Below are 24448 nucleotides of genomic sequence, written 5' to 3' on the forward strand. Positions count from 1 at the left end.
GTGGGTCGGGGCTGTTGGGTCCCTCGGGTGTGGACCTTCGGCGTCGGGTGCCGCGTGCCGGGTTCCGGGAGAGTGAGTGGTGTCCGGAACGAGCCGGATCATTGCTGAAGGGGTCACTGTCATGGCCGTGCACCAGTCCACGCCTCGTGGTTCGGGTTTCCGTCTGCCGTCGTTGCGCCGTAAGGGCGCCACTTCCTCTTCGCGGGTGGCGGGGGCGGTGGAGGCCGGCACGCTCACCGCGCGGGCTTACGTCTTCGCGTCGGCCCGGGTGCTGATGGGGTTCGTGTTCCTGTGGGCTTTCCTGGACAAGACGTTCGGATTCGGTTACGCCACCGCGTCCGGCAAGGGCTGGATCGACGGGGGTTCGCCCACGGAGGGGTTCCTGGGGCATGTGGCGGTCGGCCCGATGGAGTCGACATTCCACTCGTGGGCCGGGGACGCGTGGGCGGACTGGCTGTTCATGCTGGGTCTGCTGGGGATCGGGCTGGCGCTGACGGCGGGCGTGGCGCTGCGCCTGGCCGCGGTGGCGGGGACGGTGATGATGGCGTTGATGTGGATGGCGGAGTGGCCGCCGGCGAAGCACCTCTCCGACGGGTCGGCGAGCATGTCGACGAACCCCTTCGCCGACTACCACCTGGTGTACGTGGTGGTGCTGATCGTGCTGGCCGTGGTGTCGGCCGGTGACGCGCTGGGTCTGGGCCGTCCGTGGACCAGGCTCCCGGTCGTCCGCGACCACGCGTGGCTGCGCTGAACACGACCCGTGGGGCGGGCCCAACCGAGGACCCGTCCCACGTGCCGGCAGGGACCGTCGGCCCCATCCCGGGGACGACAGGCCCTGCCCCTGCGGGGCCCCGCGAAGAGACGCTGAGAACAGAACGAATGACACAGGAGGTGGCCAGGATGGCCCGCACGATCACCGTGGGAATGGACGGCTCGCCCGAGAGCCGGGCAGCCGCGGAGTGGGCGGCCCGCGAAGCCGCGCTGCGCCAGGTGCCGGTACGGCTGCTCCACGTGTGGCAGCCGGTACCGGAGCCCATGGCCCAGGCACCGCTCCTCGGTGCCGAGACGCACCAGCACTGGACCGAGCGCATCCCGCGGGAAGCCGCCGAGGGTCTGCGGCTGCGACACCCCGGTGTCGAGGTGACCACCGAGCAGCGGGCCGGCACTCCGGCAGAGGTGCTGCTCGAAGCCGCTCGCGACGTGGAACTGCTGGTGCTGGGCTCGCGTGCCCTCAGCGGCCTCGCCGGCTTCCTGGTCGGGTCCGTCGGTCAGTCGGTGGTCGCTCGCGCCGAGGTGCCAGTAGTGCTCGTCCGAGCTGGTGAACAGGCCGCCGACGAACACGTCAAGGACGCCGCCGGCATACCCTCCGCCGCGACCGGCTTCCGGCCCGTGGTCCTGGGCCTCGACACCGACAGCCCCGACGACACGGTCATCACCTTCGCGTTCGAGGAGGCCCGGCGTCGAGCGGCCATGCTGACCGTCGTCACGGGCTGGAGCCTGCCGCCCTACTACGTCTACAGCCTGGCCGCCGGTGTCGACCCCCGCGAGGACATCATCCGCGAGCAGGCCGCCACCCTCACCGAAGTGCTCCGGCCGTGGCGGGAGAAGTTCCCCGAGGTCGAGGTGACCGAACAGTCCCGGCTCGGCAGCCCCGCCAACCACCTCGTCGACGCGGCCCACGAGGCGTCGCTCGTCGTCGTCGGCCGCCGCGTCCGGCGCAACCCGTTCGGCGTACGCATCGGAGCGGTCGCCCACGCGGTCATGCACCACGCCACCACCCCCGTCGCCGTCGTCGCACACGACTGACGCGGTCCACCCGAAGAGAAGCACAGAAGGAGACAGGACCATGAAGGCAGCGGTCGTCCGGGAGTTCGGCAAGCCCCTGGTCGTGGAGGAGAGGCCCGATCCGGAGCCCGGCCCGGGGCAGGTGCTCGTGGCCGTCGAGGCATCCGGCCTGTGCCACACCGACATCCATGCCGCGCACGGGGACTGGCCGGTCAAGCCCACCCCGCCGTTCGTCCCCGGCCACGAGGGCGTCGGTCTGGTCGAGAAGCTCGGTGACGGCGTGACCCACCTCGCCGTCGGGGACCGCGTCGCCGTGCCCTGGCTCGGCAAGGCGTGCGGACGGTGCGAGCACTGCCGGTCCGGCTGGGAGACCCTGTGCGAGAGTCAGGTCAACACCGGGTACGGCTGCGACGGCGGGTACGCCGAGAAGATGCTGGCCTGGGCCGACTTCGCCCAGCCGGTGCCCGAGGGCGTCAGCGCCCTCGACGCCGCCCCGCTCACCTGCGCGGGGGTCACCACCTACAAGGCGCTGAAGGTCGCGGAGGTCAGGCCCACCCAGCTCGTCGCGATCTCCGGTGTGGGCGGACTGGGGCACCTCGCCGTGCAGTACGCGAAGATCGCCGGGGCGCGGGTCGCCGCGATCGACGTCACCGACGACAAGCTGCACCTCGCCCGGGAGCTCGGCGCCGACATCGTCATCGACGCCCGCACCCAGGACGTCGGCGCCGAGCTGAAGCGACACGGCGGTGCGCACGCCGCCCTCGCCCTCGCGGTCAGCCCGGCCGCTTTCCAGGCCGTCAACTCCGGTCTGCGGCGCGGCGGCAAGCTCGTCATGGTGGCCCTGCCGGCGCACGGCACCCTTCAGGTCCCGATCTTCGACACCGTCCTCAACGGCACCTCCGTCATCGGCTCCATCGTCGGCACCCGGCAGGATCTCGCGGAGGTCTTCCAACTGCACGCCGAAGGCCGCACGAAGGTCATCCGGGAGACTCGCCCGCTCGCCGCTGTCAACGACTGCATCGACGAGGTCCTCGGCGGCCAGGTCAAGGCCCGGATCGTGTTCGACCTCAACGCGGGAGGCTGAGAACGATGAACCGGCCTGTGATCGTCGGCGTCGACGGCTCCGAACCGAGCCTGCGGGCCGTCGACTGGGCGGCCGATCATGCCGCCCTGCACGAGGTACCCCTGCGGATCGTCCACGCCTACCGCTGGGACCGCTACGAAGGCGCCTCGCTCACCCGAGAACTCGGCACACCGTCCGGTCGCGTGACTTCGGACGACATCCTCGCCGTCGCCACCGGGCGCGCCCGCCGTCACCATCCGGACCTCGGTGTCACCACCGAGGCGCTGGCCGAGGAACCGGAGTACGTGCTCCTGCGCGAGGCCCGCACCGCCTCCGCCGTGATCGTGGGCACCCGCGGACGGGGCGAACTCGCGGACCTCCTGCTCGGTTCCGTCAGCCTGGCCGTGGCCACCATGGCGGCCTGTCCCGTCATCGTGATCCGCGGAAACCACCACAACCGGGCCGCCGGCGGCCGGCACGGCCGCCTGGTCGTCGGCGTGGCCGACGCCCCCACCGCGGCGGTCCGCTTCGCCTACGAGGAGGCCCGGCGGCGAGGTACCGCTCTGGACGCGGTACGGGCATGGCGATGCCCCACGCACGACACGGTCGACCACCCGCTGCTCGCCGGCACGCCCGAGCGTGTGCACGAGGAACGGGCGGTCAAGGAACTGGAGGCCGCGCTCGCCGATGCCCCGGCGGACGTGCGCCTGCACCGCCACACGGTCGAGGGACCCGCCCGCCGAGTGTTGCTGACCGCTTCGCAGGAAGCGGACTTGCTCGTCGTGGGCCGACGGCGTCCCGGGCAGTACGGCCACCGCCTCGGCCGGGTGGCCCACACACTCCTGCACCACTCCGCCTGTCCGGTCGCGGTCGTACCCGACACGGCGTGACGATGCAGAGCAGCCGCGGCACTTGCGCAGCCAGGGCCCGTCAGGACGAGGGCCGGACCGCGACCATCCAGGGACCATCGGCCCTCCCCGCCGGCCGCCGCACGCGTCGAGGACGGAAGACATACCGGACGGCACACGGAAAGACGATCGGCTGATGCACCGCAATGACGGATGCGTCCGCACGCGCGTCCAGGAATCGATGTGACGCCTCGGGAGTGATACGGCTTCCCACGGGGCGAGCGAGGGGAGGCAGTGGCTCATCTGCACTCAGGTCAGATCTCGTTGCCGGGCCAGCCGAGCAGCCGGGCGCCGATGACGGCGGTCTGCAGCGTGTAGCGGTGGACGGGGTCGGCCGGGTTGGTGCCGGTGAGCTTGTGGATGCGTTCCAGGCGGTAGGTCAGGGCCCGCACGCTCAGACGCAGGCGGCGCGCCGCCTCGGCCGCGATGCATCCGGAGTCGAAGTACGCGGTGAGGGTGTCGAGGAGCGGCTGGGCGCCGTTGCGTGCGGCCTGCAGTGGACCGAGGGCACTGTGTACGAGGTCGGCCATGGCCTGCCGGTCGCGGGTGAGAACCGGGTAGACGAGCAGGTCGGCGGCGCGCAGCACGGGCTCCTCCAGTTCCAGACGGTCTGCCAGGTCGAGGGAGTTGAGGGCTTCCTCGTAGGAGTGGACGACCCCGCCGGCGCCGGGGTGGGCGCGGCCGAGGGCGACCCGGCCACCATCGGTGGCGGCGTGTGCCTGCTTGGCGAAGTACACGAGCACGTCGTCCTGGTCGCCGGGGGCGACACAGACCAGCCGGCCGTCCTTGGTGGTGAGCAGGATGTGGCGCCTGCCGAACCGGGCGATCAGGGCGCTCTCCACGTGCCGGGTCGCGGGGTGCGTGTCGTCGACGGGCGCGGCGCCCTGGGCGACGGCGACCGCGTGGGCACGGGAGAGGAGCAGGCCGAAGCGTTCGGCGCGTTCGGCCAGGCGACCGAGGTCGCTGCGGCCGTAGAGCAGGTCGTCGATGAACTCCCGCCGCGCGGCCTCTTCCTGCCTCACCGCGAGTTTCTGGGACCGTTCGTATCCTTCGGCGAAGGCGTCCACCGCCTGCTCCACGGCGGCGAGCACACGGTCGGCCCCGGCGGACGGCAGGGCGGGCGAGAGCTCGCGGGCCGCGGACAGATGCCGGCGGACCAGAAGACGCAGTCCCAGGCCCGCCTCCGCGGCACGCTCTCCCCGGGCACGCAGGGACTCCAGCTCGTTCCGGGTGAGGCGGCGGCCCGTGGCGCAGACGTCGGCCAGGATCCCGGCATAGCCCTCCAGGTACTCGTCGGGTACGTCTGACCGTGTCACGCGACCTCCTTGATGCTGCTGCTCCGCCGGCGTTGCACCGCGCACAGCGGACCAGAGTGACAGACGCCCGGCCGGACTCGCGCTTCCCACCTCACCTCATGCCTCCGGCACGTCATGGCTGAGAGAGTCCGGCCCAGCAGGGCAGCGAAGTGATCGCGCTCCCGTTGGTCGTCGAGGTTCACACGCTCGTACGGTTACCGCGGCCACAACGGACGGCCGTCGATGCATGGCACGACGGTGGGCGCGCTCTTCTCCCACCAGCCGCGCAGCTCCAGGATGCCGACGGGTGGCGGCATGCCCTGCCGGGGGTGTTTCGGATCGCCGGGCCGGTGGACCTCCGGGGAGGCTTCCGGCAGGTCTTCGGGACCGCCGTGAGCGGGAAACAGGAGGAGTGCCGGCCCGTTTGCCGAAGCCAGGGATCGAGGGGGGCTCGGGAGGGTCCAGGCGCGGCACCGCAGGAGGAGCCGGCAGTCACTGGAACGACCGGCGGCGCCGTCTGCCGCGATCGCCCCAGGACGGGGCCCGGCGGCTGGATGCCGCGCGGGCCCGGGTGCCGACTGCCTGCTCTCAGCCGATCTGGATCTTTCCGTTGGCCTCGGCGGCGACCGGCGTGGTCGAGGGCGGGACGTCGCCGTTGCGCCGGGTGATGCTCTTCAGCAGCTCGGCGAGGTCGACTCCCGTGGTCGAGCTGAGGAGTTCGACGCCCTGGGCCACGTTGTCGGCGACAGTGCGGGAGAGCTGGCTCGCGCCGTCGGTGGAGATCACTGTCATTTTGTCCACGGCGCTGAGCGGCTCGGACGCCTTGGCCACCACCTGCGGCAGTACCTCGACGAGCATCTGCAGCACGGCTGCGTCGCCGTACTGGGCGAAGGCGTCGGCCTTCTTCTGCATGGCCGCGGCTTCGGCGGCACCCTTGGCGTCGATCGCCGCCGCTTCCGCCTCGCCCTCCAGCCGGACCGCTTCCGCGATGGCCGCGCGCCGGGCCTTCTCGGCCTCGCCCTGCTTGAGTCCCTCGATGGCCTGGGCGTCGGCCAGCGCGCTGCGGCGCTGCTTCTCGCCCTCACCGGTCAGCCGGGACCGCTCGGCCTCCGCCTGCGCTGCCGCGATGCCGGCCGCCTTGTCCGCTTCGGCCTGCTTGACCCGGGCGACGCGCCTGGCCTCGGCCTCCTGTTCGGCGGCGTAGCGCTGGGCGTCGGCGGGCTTGCGGACCTGGGTGTCGAGCTGACGGTCGGTCAGCGCCGCTTGCCGTTCGGCGACCTTCTCCTGCTGGGTGAGGATCTCCTGCTGCCGGGCCGCCTCGGCCAGCGGGCCGGCTGCGGCCGCGCGAGCGGCGGCCTCGTCGGTCTCGGCCTTGATCTCGGCCTGCTTGAGGGAGAAGGTCCGCTGGGCGACGGCGATCTCCTCCTCGGCCTTCAGCCGAGCCTGTTCGGCGGCGCGCCGGGCGACCGCCTCGGCGATGTCGGCCTCCTGCTTGGCGCGGGCGGCTTCGGGCCGGCCGAGGTCCTCGAGGTAGGAGCCCTCGGTGGTGATGTCCTGGATCTGGAAGGCGTCCAGCACCAGACCCTGCCCGGAGAGGCTGGCCTCGGCCTCCTCGGCGACCTGCCCGGCGAAGGCGGCCCGGTCGCGGATGATGTCCTCGACCGACATCCGGCCCACGATCGCGCGCAGGGCGCCGGAGAGCACCTCCTGAGTGAAGCCGACGATGCCGTCCTGCTGCATCAGGAACCGCTGGGCGGCGGCGCGGATGGCGTCCTCACTGCCGCCGACCTTGACGATGGCGACGCCCTCCAGGTTGGCCTTCACCCCGCGCAGCGTGACCGCGCCGCGCACCGCGACGGGGATGTGCCGGGAGGACAGGTCCAGGGTGAACCTCTGCTGGACGAACGGCACGACGAAGACCCCGCCGCCGACCACGACCTTCTGGCCGCTGTTGTCGGTGAAGACCCGGCCGGTCTCCGGGTCGGTGGCCTTCTTGCCGCGCCGCCCGGTGACGATGAACGCCTCGCTGGGGCCGGCGACCTTGTACCGGCTGACCACGACCAGCGCGATCAGCACGAGGAGTACGAAGACCCCTCCCGCCGCGATGGCAACAGAACTCATGGTGATGTCCCCTCAGCCCTCCCTGAGGACGGCATGCGGTGAAGGATGTGTGGATGAGAACGGCACCTGGGCCGGGTGCCGGGAAGAAGGACCGTTTCGCTGCGTCAGCGAGGACCGTTTCGCCAGGGCAGCGAGGACTGTTTCGCCGGGTCAGCGTTCCACCGGGCGGACGGACACCGCCGACTGCGACAGCGCCTGCTCGACCCAGACGTCGGTTCCCCGGCCCACGGCAACAGGGCTCTTGGCCGCGAACTTGCGCGGCTGCCCGGCCACGTGCACCAGTACCTCGCCATAGCCCTCGGCGGGGATCGCGGTCACCACCGAGCCGGACGCGCCGATCAAGTCGGCGTCACGCGGAACGGCGCCCGAGGAGTCATGTGCCAGAGCCCGGCTGAGCCGGTAGGCGAACCAGCCGGTGAGGACACCGGCCGGCACTCCGATGACCGTGGCTCCCACCGGACCCAGCCCGGTCGTCCCCAGCACGATCGCCCCCGAGAAACCGAGCATGGACACGAAGCCGGCGATCACCGGCAGGGACAGGAGCCCGTCGAGCAGGCCCTCCGTCACGCCGACCCCGTCGAGCAGCCCGTCGATCACGCCGTCGAGGACGAGTGACAGGGCAAGGAGGACGACCCCCGTTATGCCGAGCCCGAGAAACCAGGCCATCCGCACACCGCCTCTCCTTGCCCTTCCCCCGTTGTCGCAGGCATCGTCACACGCGGACACCGGGCGGGACATTGCCTGATTCCGGCAATCTTTACGCGGCTTTGATGCCGTACCTCGAACAGTTGGACGGTCGGCGGGTGAAGCCTGTGTCCAGGCTCTGTGACGCTGCGTCAGGAACCTGTACCGTTCCCAGCGGTGTGCCGGGAAGTCTGGTCGGCGATCTTGACGGAAGAAGGCGGAGAGGCTTCGCCGAACGGGGGTCCCGACGTGCTGCGTGACGGTCTTCAGAATCGCTTCCGGCGTGGCACGCGCCCCTGCGCGGGGCCTGCTGCACCTGAGCCGGGGGTCTCGTCCGGTGTGATCACGTTCCCTCAGCCCGCGGCTGGCGTGCCGCGCCCGGGCCACATGATCGTGTGCGGGGACGACGCGCTCGCCGAGCGGCTGGCCGCCGAACTCGCCACGGTGTACCGGGAGCGGGTCACTCTCGCCGTGCCGTCCTTGCCGCGGTCCGACACCAGCACCGGAAGGGCGCGGGCCGCCGCGCTGCTCGGCCGGATACAGGCCGCCGTGAACCGCACGGCTGACTCGACCGATGCCGGCGGGATGGGCACGGCCCGCATCGTCGAGACGGCCGTCCTCGACGAGGCCGCCCTGGCCGAGCTGGGTGTGCGCGAGGCCGCCGCGCTCGCGCTCGTGCATGACGACGACGAGACCAACATCCACGCCGCGCTGGCCGCCCGCCGGCTCAACCCCCGGCTGCGCCTGGTCATCCGGCTCTACAACCGCAAGCTCGGGCAGCACCTGGAAGAACTCCTCGACCAGGCTGCCACTCTCGCCGTCCCCGGCCTGGACCCCGAGGCTCTGGACACCTCCACCACCGTCCTGTCGGACGCGGACACCGCGGCACCCGCGCTCGCGGCCACGGCCGTCGCCGGCACCAGCAAGGTCATCCAGGCCGACGGACTGCTGCTGCGTGCCGTGGAACGCACTCCACCCGGCCACGGCCGGGTCGCCGATCCGGGCCTGTGCACCCTGGCCCTGTTGTCGTCGACCATCAACGACCCAGCCGGGGCGGAGGGTTCGGACGCCAGCGGCCGTGAGGCGCCGGTCCTGCTCCCGGACGACGACACGATCGCGCGCGCCACCGGGCGCGGCACGGTGGTCCTCGAAACGGTCACGCACACGGCCTCCGCTTCGGCACCGCGTCGGCCGGCGGCGCGCGGACTGCCGCTCGGCTCCCTGTTCTCGCGTCGGCTGCGCTGGTCGCTCGCCGGGCTCCTGGGCTGTGTCCTGGGGGTGGCCGTCGCGACCTGGTGGACCACCGGCGACCACCCGCTGCACGCCGCCTACCTGACTCTTCTCGACCTCTTCGCGATCGGTGACCCGGCCGTCGACGAGCCCACCGCGCGTCAGGTGCTCCAGCTTCTCGCCGGACTGGCCGGTCTGCTGCTCATGCCCGTCCTCCTCGCGGCGGTCCTGGAGGCCCTGGGTACCTTCCGCGCGGCTTCCGCACTGCGCCGGCCGCCCCGCGGTCTGTCCGGCCACGTCGTTCTGGTCGGTCTCGGCAAGGTAGGCACGCGGGTCCTGTCCCGTCTGCGGGAGCTCGACATCCCGGTGGTGTGCGTCGAGGAAGACCCGGAAGCGCGCGGCATCCCGCTCGCCCGCCGACTGCGGGTCCCCACCGTCGTCGGCGATGCCACACAGGAGGGCGTGCTGGAGGCCGCGAAGATACACCGGGCGCACTCCCTGCTGGCCCTCACCAGCCACGACACCACCAACCTCGAATCCGCCCTGTACGCACGCTCCGTCGAACCGGATCTGCGGGTGGCCCTGCGCCTGTACGACGACGCCTTCGCCACGGCTGTCTACCGCACCCTGCGCACCGCCCACCCGGGCGCCCTCACCCGCAGCCGCAGCGTCTCCACGCTCGCGGCCCCCGCCTTCGCCGGCGCCATGATGGGCCGCCAGGTCCTCGGGGCCATCCCGGTCGAACGCCGGGTCCTGCTCTTCGCCGCTCTCGAAGTCGCCGGGCACCCGCAGTTGGAAGGGCGTACCGTCGCCGAGTCGTTCCGCCCGGGCAAGTGGCGCGTCGTGGCACTGGACACGGCCGGACCGGGGGAGAGGCTGCCGGACCTCGCCGCCACACCGGCGCACCACGGTCCCGACCGCCCCCGCGGACTCGTATGGGACCTGCACCCCGGCTACGTCCTACGCCCCGAAGACCGCGTGGTACTCGCGGCGACGCGCCAAGGCCTGGCCCAACTCCTCGGCCGCCGGCCACGATCGAGGTCGTGAGCCGCTGCGCCCGGCTGCTCGCGGAGCGAGCGCACGCGAAACGGCTGGTATTACTGGGGTATGCAGGAAGAGATTGCACGCTCCGCGATCGACACGTTCATCTCCGCGTTCAACGCCTCGGACGACAGCTATGTGACTGCCTTGCTGTCCCAGGCTCTGACCTCGGACGTGGTCTTCTGGGGGCCGTTGGGCCGCAGCGAGGGCATCGCGGCGGTCGAGCGGTTCGTGCTGGACATCCGGCGCCACCCGGCGGGGACCGGCACGATGGTGCGCTGCTCGGCGGTGGACATGCCTGACGAGTGGGCCCGGTACCAGTGGGTCTTCACCACGCCGGATGGAGGTCCCCGCCTGGCGGGAACGGACGTCGTCCATCTGCGGCGGAGCCTCATCGACCAGGTCATCGTCTTTGCGGGGGAGATCGAACCGTCCGCCTCCGTCTGACCGGCCCCCGGCGGCCCGTACGCCTGCCGTCTACGACCGCTCGTCGAGCTCCGCCCCCTCCCGTCGCCGGTCCAGGTGCCCGATGGCCGGCGACGCCATCACCCCGTGCACCACCACCGAGATCACCACGGTGAAGGCCACGACCGCCCACAGCTCCCGTTCCAGCCCGCCGAAGGAGCCCTGCCCCAGCGCGTAGGACAGGTAGAACAGCGAACCGATGCCTCGGATGCCGAACAGGGCGACCACGGCACGCTCCTTCGTCCCCGCGACGGACCGTACCTGCGCCAGCCACCCGCTCAGTGGCCGTACGACCAGCAGCACCAGCACCCCCAGCAGCGCGCCCGCCGGTGTCAGGGCGGACAAGGCGCCGGCCACCAGGTAACCGCCGAGCAGGAACAGCAGCACGGCCGTGAGCAGCCGCTCGATCTGTTCGGTGAACTCGTGCAGCACCTTGTGATAGCCGTGGCTGCGCTCGGCGGCCCGGATGACGCACGCGGTCACGAACACCGACAGGAAGCCGTAACCGTGGAGCACCTCGGCGATGCCGTACGAGACGAAGGTGGCGCCCAGCGCCACGAAGCCCTCCATGTGCTCGGACAGCCGCAGCACCGATGTGCGCACCCGGAAGAACATCCACCCCAGCAGCCGGCCGACACCGCCCCCGACGGCCAGCCCCACGGCGCACTTGCCCAGCAGGTCGGTCAGCGCCCATGAGCCGATCCAGTCCGCCGACCAGCCCGTCCCGGCCGCCGCGGCGAGGGCGAGCGCCGCGTAGACGAACGGAAAGGCGAGTCCGTCGTTCAGCCCGGCCTCACTGGTCAGGGAGAACCGCACCTCGTCCTCGTCGTGCTCGGTGCCGAGCGGCTCACCCACGCGCACTTCACCGGCCAGCACGGGATCGGTGGGCGCCAGCACGGCCCCCAGCAGCAGAGCGGCGGCGGGGGGCCAGTCGAGCAGCCCCCAGGCCAGCAGGGCGACGGCGGCCACGGTCAGCGGCATCGTGATGCCCAGCAACCGCCAGGAGCTGGACCAACGGCGCCACCCGAAGGGCCGGTCGATCGCGAGCCCCGCACCCATCAGCGACACGATCACGCACACCTCGGTGGCGTGCTCGACCCACAGGCGCTCACCGACGGGATCCACGGTCGGCACGCCCACCGGCACCAAGGCGACCAGAACCCCCGCGGCAAGGAAGACCATGGGCAGGGACAACGGGCGCCTGGACACCAGCCGGGGCAGCACGGCCGCCCCGAGCGCGCCGAGGCCCAGACAGACGTAGACCACGTCGGAAAGTGTCACCGCATCCTCCTACCCGGGCATCACTCCAGGCCACGTGTGTACCCCGTGTGCGCACATGCCTCGCCTCCGCAGCCCGTTCTTCGCTCGGCACCGACACGCCATGGCGTTCAACCCCGAACTGGCCGTGCCGTCGCGGCAGCACACGACGCTCGCCGCCGCTGTGAGTGGTCGCTGACGACCGGGCCCGCTGTACCGGTGGAATCACCGGGACCCTGCGCACGGGTCGGGCCATGCCGGCGCGGCCTTCGTGGGTGCGTCCACCGGGCTCCTCAGAGCGTTTGCCAGACCTGGGTCAGGGCCGACGTGGTCAGGACTTGCTCCGGACGTCCCTGCCCGGTGAGGCGTCCGTTCTGGAGCAGGAGGCAGGCGTCCGCGGCGCGTGCGACGTCAAGGTCGTGCGTGGCCTGGACGACCGTCACCCCGTCCGCGACGAGTGCCGTCAGCAGTTCCCCGATGCGCTCCCTCGCCTCGATGTCCAGGCCGGTGGTCGGCTCGTCGAGGAGCAGCAGGTCGGACTCCTGCGCCAACCCCTGCGCGATGAGGGCGCGTTGGCGCTGGCCACCCGAGAGCTCACCCAATTGCCGGGAGGCGAGTGCGCCGATGCCGAGCCGGTCGAGTGCCGCGTCCACGGTCGCGTGGTCCCGGCGGGTCAGCCGGCGCCAGGGGCCGCGATCGCCCCAGCGCCCCATCTCCACGGTCTGCCGGACCGTGAGCGGCAGGGTGTCGCCGACCGCGCCGCGCTGGGGTACGAAGGCGGGTGGCCGGTCGCCGGTGCGGAGGAGGACGCCGGATGTCGGCTTGATCACACCGGCCAGCACTCCGAGGAGGGTCGACTTGCCGCTGCCGTTCGGGCCGACGAGCACCGTTGTGGCGAACTGGGGTATTTCCGCGGTGACTTGGTGGAGAACCGGACGTCCTGGATAGCCGGCGCACAGCCCCGAGAAGCGGATGTGAGCGGTCCGCTCGGGGGGCGGGGCGGGCGAGGAGGGCGGTTTGGTGAACATGGTTTTCATTGTAATGTCCTGGCCATGGAATGGTTGACGGTCCCGTTCGAGGTGACCTTTGTGCAGCGGGCCCTGTGGGGCGGGATCCTCGTATCCGCCCTCTGCGCGCTGGCGGGCACCTGGGTGGTGCTGAGGGGGATGGCCTTCCTCGGGGACGCCATGTCGCACGGGCTGCTGCCGGGCGTCGCAGTGGCCGCGCTCCTCGGGGGAAATCTGTTCGTGGGCGCGGTGATGAGCGCCGCCGTCATGACGGCCGGCGTCACCGCGTTGGGCCGTACGCCGAGGCTGTCGCAGGACACCGGCATCGGGCTGCTGTTCGTCGGCATGCTCTCGCTCGGTGTGATCATCGTGTCGCGCTCGCAGTCCTTCGCGGTCGACCTGACCGGGTTCCTGTTCGGTGACGTTCTCGCCGTCCGGCTGCAGGACCTCCTCCTGCTCGCGGCGGCCTTGCTGGCGGCGCTGCTGGTGTCGGTGCTCGGTCACCGTGCCTTCCTGGCCCTGGCCTTCGACGCGCGCAAGGCTCACACCCTCGGGCTGCGGCCGCGCCTGGCCCACGCCGTGCTCCTCGGCCTGCTCGGCCTGGCGATCGTCGCCTCGTTCCACATCGTCGGAACCCTGCTGGTCCTCGGCCTGCTCATCGCACCGCCGGCGGCCGCCCTGCCCTGGGCGCGCTCCGTGCACGGCGTCATGGCGCTCGCCGCACTGCTCGGGACCCTGGCCACGTTCGGCGGCCTGCTGCTGTCCTGGCACCTGAGCACCGCCGCCGGCGCGACCGTCGCCGCCCTGGCCGTGAGCCTGTTCTTCATCTCCCACGTGCTGTCGGCCCTGCGTGACCGCCGTACGCGCCACGCCCACGCCCCGGTCCCCGTACCCGAAGTCAACTGAAAGAAGCCAGAGGCGATCGTCATGACCGTCCGCACGAACGTCACTCCGTGGGCAGCGGCCGCACTGGCGCTCACCGCGCTGCTCACCACGAGCTGTGCGGCAGAGAGCAACAGCGCCGCGCGGCCCGCCGCGAGTTCCCCGTCCGCCACCCCGCACGGGTACGTCGAGGGAGCCCGGGAGGCCGCCGAGCAGCAGTCCCGGCTCCTGCTGAACGACCCCGGCAGCGGCAGCACCGGAGTCCTCGACCTCATCACCGGCAAGGTGCACAGGACGGCCCAGGTGAAAGACGCCGATCGGCTGGGGACGGACGGCAGGTTCGGCTACCTCCGCACACCCGGGGGCACGCATGTCCTCGACAGCGGCACCTGGATGGTGGACCACGGCGACCACGTCCACTACTACAGCGCAGCGACACGGGACGTGGGGAAGCTTCCCGCGGGCAGTGGAGCCCAGGTGCGCAGCGACGTCGCCGTGACCGCGGTGACCGACGCGGACGGGCACGCCGTCCTCTATGACCGGACCGAGCTGGAGAAGGGCACGATCAGCTCTTCACGGACGCTGCCGGGCACCTACGCCGGTGCCGTCGTCCCGTATGAGGAACACCTGCTTGCCTTCGCACGCAAGGGCGGTAGCACAGAACTCGTCGTCCTCGACCGCAAGGGCGGGCGTGTCGCCTCACCGGACGTGAGGTGTGAGGACCCCCGAGGGGACGCCGTCACCCGGCGCGGCGTGATCCTCGGCTGCGCCGACGGCGCCCTGCTCGTCCGGACCGAGGACGGTGCCTTCACCGCCGAGGAAATTCCGTACGGGAGGCACGTCCCGGCGCGGCAACGGGCCACCGCCTTCCGGCATCGACCCGGCAGCGACACCCTCACCGCCCCGGCCGGGGACGACGCGGTCTGGGTCCTCGACGTCACCGACCGAACCTGGAAGCGGGTGGACACCGGAGACGTCGTCGCGGCCAACACCGCCGGAGAGGGCTCCCCGCTGCTCGTTCTGGAGACCGACGGTGCGCTGCACGGCTATGACATCGCAACCGGAAAGCAGACCGCGCGGACCGAACCGCTGCTGACGGAACGGAAGCGGGCCGGCACCGACGACAGCGCCCCCGTCATCGAGGTCGACCGCAGCCGCGCCTACGTCAACGACCCCGAAGGCAAGAAGGTGTTCGAGATCGACTACAACGACGGCCTGCGCATCGCGCGCTCCTTCGACCTGGACATCCGGCCGGTCCTCATGGCGGAGACCGGCCGATGAGCCGCACCGAGGCCAAGCACCGCGCGAGGGTGGGCATCGCGCGCCTGCGGAGCCTGATCGCGGGTCTGCTCGCCCTCGTGGCAGCCGCGACCGTCACCGCCTGCACTCCCGGCGACGACCAGCCCGGCATTGTCGTCACGACCAACATCCTCGGCGACGTCACCCGGGAGATCGTCGGGGACGAGGCCGACGTCACCGTCCTGATGAAGCCCAACGCCGACCCGCACTCCTTCGGTCTGTCGGCGGTGCAGGCCGCCGAGCTGGAACAGGCGGACCTGGTCGTCTACAACGGCCTGGGCCTGGAGGAGAACGTGCTGCGGCACGTGGAGGCCGCCCGCGAGTCCGGCGTCGCCACCTTCGCGGCCGGCGAGGCGGCCGACCCGCTCACCTTCCACACGGCCGGCGACGGCGGCCCCGAGGGCGAGGAGGAGCAGCCCGACCCGCACTTCTGGACGGACCCCGACCGGGTGCGCAAGGTCACCGGCCTGATAGCCGACCAGGTCATCGACCACGTCGACGGCGTCGACGCCGACACGATACGCGCCAACGCGGACCGCTACGCGAAGCAACTGACGGACCTCACCACCCGGATGGAGACGTCCTTCGGCCGCGTCCCCGCCGACCGGCGGGCGCTCGTCACCAACCACCATGTCTTCGGCTACCTCGCGGACCGCTTCGGATTCCGCGTGATCGGCGCTGTCATCCCCAGCGGCACCACGTTGGCCTCACCCAGTTCCTCGGACCTGCGCTCCCTCACCGAGGCGATGCAGCGAGCGGGCGTGCGCACCGTCTTCGCCGACTCCTCCCAGCCCAAACGGCTCGCCGAGGTGCTGCGAACGGAGATGGGCGGCGGGGTCCGCGTCGTCGAGCTCTTCTCGGAGTCCCTGACCGCCAAGGGCGAGGGTGCCGACACCTACCTGCGGATGATGCGCGCCAACACCACTGCCATGGTCACCGGTCTGACCGGCGACTGACCCACCCCGAACCTTCCGGCACACCGGTCATCGGGCCGGCACGTCACGTCTCCATGCCGCCACCCGCGCGGCACAGAAAGGAACGCAACGATGAACATGGCGATACGCGGCAGAGCCCTGACGGGCACGGCACTGGCTCTGGCGGTGTCGGCGGTCCTGACCGCCTGCGGCGGAGAGGGCTCCTCCACGGCCGGTACCGAGTCCGACGCCACCGCGGGCGCCACGCCCGCGGCGACGGTCAAGGATCCGGTGGTCGCCACCTTCGACGGTGGCCTGTACATCCTCGACGGCGAGAGCCTGAAGCTCGCCAGGACCATCGACCTGCCCGGCTTCAACCGGGTCAATCCCGCGGGCGACAAGGACCACGTCGTCGTCTCCACCGACAGCGGATTCCGTGTTCTGGACGCCACCGGCCAGACCCTCACCGACATCGAGTACAAGGGCGCCAAGCCCGGCCACGTAGTCCGTCACGCCGGCAAGACCGTGCTCTTCACCGACGGCACAGGAGAGGTCAACGTCTTCGACCCCACCGACCTGAGCGGTGGCAAGAAGCCGCAAGGGCGCATGTACACCTCCGCCGAGCCGCACCACGGCGTCGCCATCGAACTGGCCGACGGCAAGCTCGTGAGCACTCTGGGCACCGAGGAGAAGCGCACCGGCGCTCTGGTGCTGGACAAGAACAACAAGGAGATCGCGCGCAACGAGGACTGCCCCGGTGTCCACGGCGAGGCTGCCGCCGAGAACGAGGCCATCGGCATCGGCTGTGAGGACGGCATTCTGATCTACAAGGACGGCGAGTTCACCAAGATCGACGCACCCGACGACTACGGCCGCATCGGCAACCAGGCGGGCAGCGACGCCTCGCCTGTGCTCCTGGGCGACTACAAGACCGACCCCGAGGCCGAGCTGGAGCGACCCACCCGTATCTCCCTCATCGACACCGGCAAGAAGAAGCTGCGCCTGGTCGACCTGGGCGCGAGCTACTCCTTCCGCTCGCTGGGCCGCGGTCCGCACGGCGAGGCCCTGGTCCTGGGCACCGACGGTGCCCTCCGCGTCATCGACCCGAACACCGGCAAGGTCGAGAAGAAGATCCCCGTGGTGGGCCAGTGGCAGGAGCCCCTGGACTGGCAGCAGGCCCGGCCCACCCTGTTCGTGCGCGGACACGTCGCATACGTCTCCGAGCCCGGCAAGAAGGCGCTGCACGCCATCGACCTGGAGACGGGGAAGAAGATCACCTCCGTGACCCTGCCGAAGAGCACGAACGAACTGTCGGGCGTCGTCGCCGGACACTGACTCCGCAACGTGCCCTCCCACATCGGCCTTGGTGCCGCGGTGGCGAGGGCACACCGCTGCCGGGAGACACGCGCCGATCACGGACTGTACGGCAGCCGGCCGTATCGCCCCTGCCGAGTGGTGGGTGCCACCCCGCCGTGTGGCTGGAGCTGCCGCTCGCCGGGCCACAAGGGCTCTACGTGGGCTTTAGGGTCGAGTCGGCAGGGCCGCACGGCAAGAACGAAGGTGAGGCGGGGCGCGTGATCCGGGTAGTGGTGGTCGACGACGAGGCACTGGTCCGCTCGGGCTTCGAACTCATTCTGGGCGCGTCCGAGGACATCGAGGTCGTCGCGACCGCGAGCGGCGGCCACGCGGTGGAGACCGTCCGGCGGGAACGGCCCGACGTGGTGCTGCTGGACATCCGGATGCCGGACGTCGACGGGCTCACCGTCCTGCGCGAGCTGCGGACCGTGCCGGATCCGCCGGTGGTGGCCATGCTGACCACGTTCGACGCCGACGAGTACATCCTGACCGCGCTGCACTCCGGCGCGGCCGGCTTCCTGCTCAAGGACACCGAGCCGGAGCAGCTTGCCCACCTCGTGCGGACCCTGGCCGCAGGCGGTGTCGTGTTGTCCCCCAAGGCATCACGGGCCCTGCTGCACAGTCACCCCGGCACCGCGGCGGCGGTCGATGCGGAGGCGGCCCGGGTACGGCTGCTCACCGCACGGGAGCGTGACGTCCTCGTCCTGGTGGCGGAGGGGTTGTCGAACGCGGACATCGGGGCGCGCGTCCACCTGGGAGCGGGCACGGTGAAGGACCACGTCAGCGCGATCCTGACGAAGCTGCGGGTGGCGAGCCGGGTGCAGGCCGCGCTGCTGGCGCAGCGGGCCGGACTGCTCGACGAGCACCCGCGGCCGGGGGCCGGTCGATGAGCCGTGCACGTGCCGTGTGGCAGCGGGTTCCCATGCCGGTCGTCGACCTCGTTCTGGTGGCGGTGGCGGCCGTGGACGTGCTGGTGGTGAACACGTGGGAGTACACGGGGCCCGAGGTGGCGCTGGCCACGGTGGGCTGCGTCGCGTTGGCGTTCCGGCGGCGGTTCCCGCTCGCCGTGTTCCTGCTCACCCTGCCCGTCGCGCTGATGCAGGAGGTCGCCGTCGCTGTGCTCGCGGCGCTGTTCACACTGGCCGAACGCTCCCGCAACCGCCGTCTCCTCACGGTGTGCGTCGTCCTGGCCGCCGTGGCGAGCAGCACTCCGTGGCCCCTGGCCGAGGCGGACCGGACGATGACGCTGGTCTTCTTCGTGTACGGCCTGGCAACCAGCGTCGCCCCGGTCCTCTTCGGTCAGCTTCTCCAGGCGCAACGGGACCTGGCGCGCCGGCTGGCCGAGATCGAGGAGGCCAGGGAGCACGAGCGGAACCTGCATGCCCAGGCCGTGCTCGCCCGCGAACGCGCCCAACTGGCCCGCGAGATGCACGACGTGGTCTCCCACCAGGTCAGCCTCATCGCCGTACGGGCCGGGGCGTTGCAGGTCGCCGCCAAGGACGCGGACGCCAAGGACGCTGCTCGCACGATCCGTTCGCTGAGCGTCACGACCCTCGACGAGCTGCGCACCATGGTCACGCTGCTGCGTGCCTCCGGGGGCGACGCCACCGAACTCACCCCGCAGCCCACTTTGGCCGACCTGCGCAAACTGGTGGCATCCAGCGGCACTCACACAGAGCTGACCGGTGAACTGCCGCCCACGGTGGGCACCCCCGCCCAACGCGCCCTCTACCGCACGGTCCAGGAAGCCCTGACCAACGTCCGCAAGCACGCCCCCGGCGCCCACGCCCGCGTCGAGCTGTGGCAGGACGGGGACGGCGTGGGAGTGACCGTCACCAACACCCCTCCCACGCGCCCCTCCCTCTCCTTGCCCGGTTCGCAGCAGGGCTTGGTCGGTCTGCGGGAAAGGGCCGAGATCCTGCACGGCACCCTGGACGCGGGCCCGACCGCGGAGGGCGGCTACCGGGTGCGGTTGAGGGTCCCCCTCAGCGCGCACTGACACGCCGTTCCGCCTGCCTCGGCTCACGAGGCTCACGCGTGAACCCCAGCCGGCAGCGGGCGCCGACTCCCTGGGACCGCGCTCCGCCGGATTGCCTCGTCCAGCTCCCTGTCCCGGCCGTTCCCCGTGTCGCGTCAGGGGCGGTGAGGATTCCGGCACGTGGGGGAGCGGACGACCGGACAACCCGGCGTGCGGTGGGTCATCGCGTGGGGGCCAGGAGCTGGGTGGCCGCCAGCCGCGCGTACAACCCGTCCTGGTCCACCAGCTCCGCATGGGTGCCCACGGCCCGGACCCGGCCCGCGTCCATGACGACGATCCGGTCGGCACCCGTCACCGTCGACAGGCGATGAGCCACCACCAGCACGGTGATCTCGCGCGCCACCTCCGCGATGACGTCCCGTAGCGCGAACTCGTTGACGGCGTCGAGTTGCGAGGTCGCCTCGTCCAGGAGCAGCAGCCGGGGCTTGCGCAACAGGGCACGGGCGATGGCGACGCGCTGCCGCTCGCCGCCCGACAGCTTCGACCCGCGGTGTCCGACCGGGGTGTCCAGGCCGTGGGGCAGGCGGTCGACGAGGGTGTCGAGCTTCGTCCGTGCCAGGACCTCGCGGATCTCGTCGTCCGTCACGCCGGGCGCGGCGAAGACCAGGTTCTCGCGGAGCGTGCCTGCCAGCACGGGCGCGTCCTGCTCGACATAGCCGATGGCGGACCGCAGTCGGCGCAGCGGCCAGTGCCGTACGTCCTCGCCGTCGACCAGGACCCGGCCGCCGGTGACCTCGTGGAACCGCTCGATGAGCGCGAACACCGTCGACTTGCCCGCGCCCGAGGGGCCGACGAAGGCCGTCATCCCGGCCCCCGGTACCTCGAAGCTCACCTGCTCGTGAACGTACGGCAGGCCCGGGCGGTAGCGGAAGGACACGTCCTCGAAACGGACCGACGCCGGAGCCGGCACCGCCGGCAGCCGCCCGGGCAGGGCGCCCGTTCGCCGTTCGGCCGGCTCCGTCGACAGGCGTTCCGCCTGCGCGATCCGGGAGACCGCGGCCGCACCCTCCTGATAGGAGGACACGGCGTCGACCAGCCTGGACACCGGCTCGATCAGGTAGAAGAGGTACAGCAGGAAGGCGATGAGGGTGGACACGGGGATCTCCCCGGACGCCACCCGCGCCCCGCCGACGGCGAGCACCGCCAGGAACGCCAGCTGGACGGCGAGTTCGTCCGCCGAGCCCGCCACGGCCTCCCACTTCGCGCTCTTCACACCGTGCCGCCACGCCCGCCGTGCAGCCGCCTCCACCCGGGCGGTCTCCCGCTCCTCGGCACCGGACGCCTTCACCGTGCGGAACGCCCCGAGGGACCGCTCCAGCGCGACGGAGATCTCCCCGACCGCCTCCTGCGCCCGCTCGGTGGCCCGCGCGATCTGTGGCATCACCAGCGCGGCGGCCCCGCCGACCAGCACGACCACACCGAGCGTCACACCCAGCAGCACGACGTCCAGGAACGCCATCACCACCACCGCCGCGACGAAGGTCACCGCGCCGGTGGCCGCGGAGACGACCGCCTGGGTGCTGACCGCCCGCAGCAGTGTGGTGTCGGAGGTGACCCGGGACATCAGATCACCCGGCGGAATCCGCTCCCACTCCGCGATGCGCAGCCGCAACAGCCGTCCCACCAGGGTGCGCCGCGCGGCCAGGACGACCGACTCCGCCGTCCGCTCCAGCACGTACGCGCCGAACGCCTCGACCGCCGTGCCCAGCAGCACCAGCGCGGTGAGCGCGATCAGGATCCCGGCGATGGTGTCACCGGAGGCGAGCCGGTCCACCAGTGTCTTCGTGGCCAGCGGCTGCAGGAGTCCGCCGGCGGCCCCGACCAGGGCGCACAGCAGGCCGAGGGCGACGGCCCACCGGTGCGGCCGGACGTACGCGTACAGTGCCTTGGCCGTCTGTCCGGCGGTCAGGGAGGTTTCATCCGGCGCCGGGGCGGATGCGGTGTTCACGAGATTCCTTTCTTCTGCAGTCCGCCGGGCACCGCATCAACGGTGACCGGCGGACCAGGCATGGGCAGGGGTCGGGTCAGTGTGCGAGTCCGGCGGTGCCCACGGCGAGCTTGTGCACCAGCGCCTCGGTCACCTCGGGACGGACGGCGACGAACAGCACGAAGGCGCCCGCCGCCAGCGTCATACCGAGCAACTCAAGGAACTCGCCCCTGCCAGGAACTGCTTCACGGCCTGGTATGCCGGCCGAGGCGCCGAGGAAGTCCTCGCGCTCGTCGTGTCGTGCACGGTGTGTCATGCCTCCAGCCTGGAAGCCCGTCCGCCCCGCGCCCATCCGGCAACTGTCGGGTCCACCCCCGCCGACTGGCTGGAGAAGACAACCGTCCGGCCCCACCGGACGGGCCGGGGACCGACGCTCCGCCGGTCGGCAGGGCGGGACCCGCCGATCGGCGGGGCCGTTCCCGAAGACTGCCGGATGGTCCGCGCCCTGACGTCCACGCGAAATTCTCCGTATGACACAGACACAGCCACCGCAGGAGACGTCTGCTCCGCAGGAGACGTCTGCTCCGCAGGAGACGTCTGCTCCTCAGGAGAACTCGCCTCCGCCGCCCCGGACCTCCACCGGGTCCGCCGGGCCGGCCTCGCCCGGTGCCTCGATGGGACGCCTCGTCGGGGTGGACCTGGCCCGCGCGCTGGCCGTGTTCGGCATGTACGTCGTGCACATCGGCCCCCCGCTGTCGGCCACGTCCGGCGTCGCCGGCTGGATCCGTTACCTATCGGACGGTCACTCGTCGATCCTGTTCGCCACCCTCGCCGGGTTCTCACTGATGCTGCTCGCCGGCCGCCGCGAGCCGAAAACCGGCCTGGCCGGCCGGCAGGCGAAGGCGCGGATCGCGATCCGGGCCGTGGTCCTGCTGGCGCTGGGCACCGTGATGGCCATGGAGTACGGGGGAGTGATCATCCTCGGCTTCTACGGCGTCTACTTCCTCCTCGCCCTGCCCTTGGTGCGACTGCGCGCCAGGACCCTCGCCTTCCTCGCGGCCGCGTTCGCCCTCGTCACACCGCAGCTGGCGTTCGTCCTCACCTCGGCGCTGACCGAGTCGGTCCGGCAGAGCATCAACACCTACGACCCGCTCCGCCACCTCAGCGAGGTCGGCGTCCTCGATCTGCTGCTCACCGGCTTCTACCCGGCGCTCACCTGGATGTCCTTCGTGATCGCGGGCATGGCACTGGGCCGCCTCGACCTCTCCTCCACCACCATCCGGAAGCGCCTCGCCGCACTCGGCGCCACCCTCACAGCGGCCGCCTACGGCATGTCCCTGCTGCTCGCCGGCCCGGGCGCGTTGCGCAGCCTCGCGGAAGACGGGCCGTCGTCCGGCGGCTCCGGGGCGATGCCCACCGGCAGCGGGTCGATGCCCCCTGACGCGGGCTCGCTCCCCGACATGTCCGCCTCGCTTCTCCTGAAGGCAGGACCGCACAGCGGCACCACGTTCGACATCATCGGCAGCGTCGGAATCGCGATCCTCGTGATCGTGGGCGCGACCGCGGCGATGGACCGCCTGCCACGACTGCGCCGCCTGGCCCAGCCGGTCATCGCCGTGGGCACCATGTCCCTGACCGCCTACGTCGGCCACTTCCTCGCACAGTCCGCACTGTCCACGCCCGCCGGAACCGGCACGCAGCAGTCCTGGCTGCCCCTGATCATGTACGTCCTCGGAGCCATCCTGTTCGCCGCGATCTGGTCCCGCTTCTTCCGCCGCGGCCCCCTGGAGTACCTGCTCAACGCCGCCACAAAGCCCACGAAGCACATCCGATGAGACCCGGCCGGGGCGGGGCGCCACCACACTCCACCCAGGCCCCGGCCGCAGCTGACGACTCCACCTCTTCCTCCAGTGCGCAGTGAGTGGATGCCCACTGGATCACTCCCTTACGGGCAGGCACTCGGTGAGCAGGTCGACGACGTCGCGCCAGGCACGCTGCGCGTGCTGCGGGTGGTGACCGACTCCGGGGAGCGTGGTGTGGTCGACGGGTGGGTGAGGGAAGGCGTGCAGGGCACCGCCGTAGACCACGAGGCGCCAGTCGACACCCGCGGCCTGCATCTCTGCGGCGAATGCGTCCCGTTGCGCGGGTGGCATGATCGGGTCTTCCGATCCGACCCCGGCCCACACCGGGCAGCGGATGCGCGCTGTCTCGTCTGGCCGGCCCGTGGTCAGTGCGTTGAGCGTCGCGATCGCCCGCAGATCGACGCCGTCGCGTCCGAGTTCCAGCGCGATGGCGCCCCCGGTGCCGTAACCGACGGCTGCGATCCGGCCGGGGTCGGTGCGTGGCTCGGCGCGGAGCACGTCGAGCGCCGCGTGGCCGATGCCTCGCATCCGGTCGGGGTCGGCGAGCAGCGGGAGGCAACGGGCCAGCATCTCCTCAGGGTCGCCCAGATAGCGCCCGCCGTGGAGGTCGAAGGCCAGGGCCACGTATCCCAGCTCGGCGAGCGCGTCGGCCCGGCGGCGCTCGACGTCGCTGAGCCCCACGCCCTCGGGCCCGACCAGGACCGCGGGCCGGCGGTCGGCACCGGCCGGGAGCGCGAGGTGCCCGATCATCGTCAGGCCGTCGGCGGCGTATTCGATCGTGCGCGTGGCAACCGTCGTCATGAGCCTGGACTGTAGTGACCTTCGCGCCCGTTCAGGCCGGTGCTCTGCTGCCGGCAGAAGGGGAGATCTCCTGTCGGGACCGGGGTCTGACCAAGGCGCCGTTCGTCACTTCCTCCGTCAGGTCGAGCGTGGGGAGGACATCGAACTGCTCGCGGGTGAGTGCGTCCGTGCCTGGCCTCGATGAAGAGACCAAAACCGCACCGCGCGCCCGCCGGTGACTGGAAGTGCTGACCAGCGCCGTCCAGGGCGTCCCCTGGCCGACGCACCACCCTGCCCGGCCGTCGTCCGCTGACCAGGCGTACCTACGCCGAGCGCATCCCGATCTCGCACTGCGGCTCGTCCAGGTCGTGCCGGCCCCACGGCGGCGGCGCCGCGACACGACTCAGGCGCAAGCAGCCAGTGGAGGGGGCAGGCTGTCAGGGCCTGTTCGAGGGCGGGATGGCAGCCGACGGCGAAGATGTTGATGCCGCTGGAGTCCATGAAGGTCACGCAGCTGAGGTCCGCCACGATCCG

21 protein-coding genes are annotated in these 24448 nt (G+C 71.6%); 13 read left to right on the forward strand and 8 right to left on the reverse strand.

Going from position 1 to position 24448, the window contains the following annotated elements:
* The first annotated feature begins 121 nt into the window (after positions 1-121).
* The 4 genes from ACIGAQ_RS29010 to ACIGAQ_RS29025 all read left to right on the forward strand — a co-directional run bounded on the left by ACIGAQ_RS29010 (position 122) and on the right by ACIGAQ_RS29025 (position 3738).
* Positions 122-751, forward strand: a complete 630-nt coding sequence (locus tag ACIGAQ_RS29010; protein ID WP_399787885.1) for a hypothetical protein — start codon at positions 122-124, stop codon at positions 749-751.
* Between the two features lie 149 nt (positions 752-900).
* A complete protein-coding gene (locus tag ACIGAQ_RS29015; protein ID WP_399787888.1) occupies positions 901-1806 on the forward strand; it encodes a universal stress protein in 906 nt (301 codons plus the stop codon).
* A 40-nt stretch (positions 1807-1846) separates the two neighbouring features.
* Positions 1847-2869 carry an alcohol dehydrogenase AdhP gene (adhP, locus tag ACIGAQ_RS29020; protein WP_311678364.1) on the forward strand — a complete coding sequence of 341 codons (1023 nt, stop codon included), beginning with the start codon at positions 1847-1849 and terminating at the stop codon, positions 2867-2869.
* 5 nt (positions 2870-2874) lie between these two features.
* On the forward strand, positions 2875-3738 hold the full coding sequence (locus tag ACIGAQ_RS29025) for a universal stress protein (protein WP_311678363.1): 864 nt from the start codon (positions 2875-2877) through the stop codon (positions 3736-3738).
* Positions 3739-4010: 272 nt separating this feature from the next.
* Here ACIGAQ_RS29025 and ACIGAQ_RS29030 read toward each other — a convergent pair whose 3' ends face one another.
* From ACIGAQ_RS29030 to ACIGAQ_RS29040, 3 genes are all read right to left on the reverse strand, one after another.
* Positions 4011-5072: a PucR family transcriptional regulator gene (locus tag ACIGAQ_RS29030; protein WP_399787891.1), complete on the reverse strand. Its 1062-nt coding sequence runs from the start codon at positions 5070-5072 to the stop codon at positions 4011-4013.
* Positions 5073-5639: 567 nt separating this feature from the next.
* Complete coding sequence (locus ACIGAQ_RS29035; RefSeq protein WP_399787894.1) at positions 5640-7172, reverse strand: SPFH domain-containing protein; 1533 nt, start codon at positions 7170-7172, stop codon at positions 5640-5642.
* Between the two features lie 150 nt (positions 7173-7322).
* Entirely contained in the window at positions 7323-7838 is a 516-nt protein-coding gene (locus tag ACIGAQ_RS29040) for a hypothetical protein (RefSeq protein WP_399787897.1), read from the reverse strand.
* Positions 7839-8243: 405 nt separating this feature from the next.
* Between ACIGAQ_RS29040 and ACIGAQ_RS29045 the strand changes: the two genes are divergently transcribed.
* Both ACIGAQ_RS29045 and ACIGAQ_RS29050 read left to right on the forward strand, forming a co-directional pair.
* Positions 8244-10133: an NAD-binding protein gene (locus ACIGAQ_RS29045; RefSeq protein WP_399788455.1), complete on the forward strand. Its 1890-nt coding sequence runs from the start codon at positions 8244-8246 to the stop codon at positions 10131-10133.
* A gap of 60 nt (positions 10134-10193) precedes the next feature.
* Positions 10194-10574: a nuclear transport factor 2 family protein gene (locus ACIGAQ_RS29050; protein WP_311678354.1), complete on the forward strand. Its 381-nt coding sequence runs from the start codon at positions 10194-10196 to the stop codon at positions 10572-10574.
* 30 nt (positions 10575-10604) lie between these two features.
* Here the strand turns inward: ACIGAQ_RS29050 and ACIGAQ_RS29055 are convergent, their stop codons facing one another.
* Positions 10605-11873 carry a cation:proton antiporter gene (locus tag ACIGAQ_RS29055; RefSeq protein WP_399787901.1) on the reverse strand — a complete coding sequence of 423 codons (1269 nt, stop codon included), beginning with the start codon at positions 11871-11873 and terminating at the stop codon, positions 10605-10607.
* 269 nt (positions 11874-12142) lie between these two features.
* Positions 12143-12886: a zinc ABC transporter ATP-binding protein AztA gene (aztA, locus tag ACIGAQ_RS29060; RefSeq protein WP_399787904.1), complete on the reverse strand. Its 744-nt coding sequence runs from the start codon at positions 12884-12886 to the stop codon at positions 12143-12145.
* 15 nt (positions 12887-12901) lie between these two features.
* Between aztA and aztB the strand changes: the two genes are divergently transcribed.
* The 6 genes from aztB (at position 12902) to ACIGAQ_RS29090 (ending at position 19306) form a co-directional block, all read left to right on the forward strand.
* On the forward strand, positions 12902-13762 hold the full coding sequence (gene aztB / locus ACIGAQ_RS29065; protein ID WP_399787907.1) for a zinc ABC transporter permease AztB: 861 nt from the start codon (positions 12902-12904) through the stop codon (positions 13760-13762).
* A 21-nt stretch (positions 13763-13783) separates the two neighbouring features.
* A complete protein-coding gene (locus ACIGAQ_RS29070; RefSeq protein WP_399787910.1) occupies positions 13784-15019 on the forward strand; it encodes a hypothetical protein in 1236 nt (411 codons plus the stop codon).
* Positions 15016-15993, forward strand: a complete 978-nt coding sequence (gene aztC / locus ACIGAQ_RS29075; RefSeq protein WP_399787913.1) for a zinc ABC transporter substrate-binding protein AztC — start codon at positions 15016-15018, stop codon at positions 15991-15993. The genes ACIGAQ_RS29070 and aztC overlap by 4 nt, the downstream gene beginning before the upstream one ends.
* 90 nt (positions 15994-16083) lie before the next feature.
* Positions 16084-17286 carry a zinc metallochaperone AztD gene (aztD, locus tag ACIGAQ_RS29080; RefSeq protein ID WP_399787916.1) on the forward strand — a complete coding sequence of 401 codons (1203 nt, stop codon included), beginning with the start codon at positions 16084-16086 and terminating at the stop codon, positions 17284-17286.
* 251 nt (positions 17287-17537) lie between these two features.
* A complete protein-coding gene (locus tag ACIGAQ_RS29085; RefSeq protein ID WP_311679261.1) occupies positions 17538-18197 on the forward strand; it encodes a response regulator transcription factor in 660 nt (219 codons plus the stop codon).
* Positions 18194-19306 carry a sensor histidine kinase gene (locus ACIGAQ_RS29090; protein ID WP_399787919.1) on the forward strand — a complete coding sequence of 371 codons (1113 nt, stop codon included), beginning with the start codon at positions 18194-18196 and terminating at the stop codon, positions 19304-19306. Before ACIGAQ_RS29085 ends, ACIGAQ_RS29090 begins: the two co-directional genes overlap by 4 nt.
* 199 nt (positions 19307-19505) lie before the next feature.
* On the opposite strand, the gene ACIGAQ_RS29095 is transcribed toward ACIGAQ_RS29090, so the two are convergent.
* Both ACIGAQ_RS29095 and ACIGAQ_RS29100 read right to left on the reverse strand, forming a co-directional pair.
* A complete protein-coding gene (locus ACIGAQ_RS29095; RefSeq protein ID WP_399787922.1) occupies positions 19506-21293 on the reverse strand; it encodes an ABC transporter ATP-binding protein in 1788 nt (595 codons plus the stop codon).
* Between the two features lie 76 nt (positions 21294-21369).
* Entirely contained in the window at positions 21370-21588 is a 219-nt protein-coding gene (locus ACIGAQ_RS29100; protein ID WP_362283582.1) for a hypothetical protein, read from the reverse strand.
* 358 nt (positions 21589-21946) lie between these two features.
* On the opposite strand from ACIGAQ_RS29100, the gene ACIGAQ_RS29105 reads away from it, so the two are divergent.
* A complete protein-coding gene (locus ACIGAQ_RS29105) occupies positions 21947-23107 on the forward strand; it encodes a DUF418 domain-containing protein (RefSeq protein ID WP_399787925.1) in 1161 nt (386 codons plus the stop codon).
* Between the two features lie 102 nt (positions 23108-23209).
* Here ACIGAQ_RS29105 and ACIGAQ_RS29110 read toward each other — a convergent pair whose 3' ends face one another.
* Positions 23210-23935, reverse strand: a complete 726-nt coding sequence (locus ACIGAQ_RS29110; protein ID WP_399787928.1) for a dienelactone hydrolase family protein — start codon at positions 23933-23935, stop codon at positions 23210-23212.
* Positions 23936-24448 lie beyond the last annotated feature (513 nt).

Source organism: Streptomyces sp. NPDC085932, from assembly GCF_044540525.1.
In the GTDB taxonomy this organism is placed as follows: domain Bacteria; phylum Actinomycetota; class Actinomycetes; order Streptomycetales; family Streptomycetaceae; genus Streptomyces; species Streptomyces levis.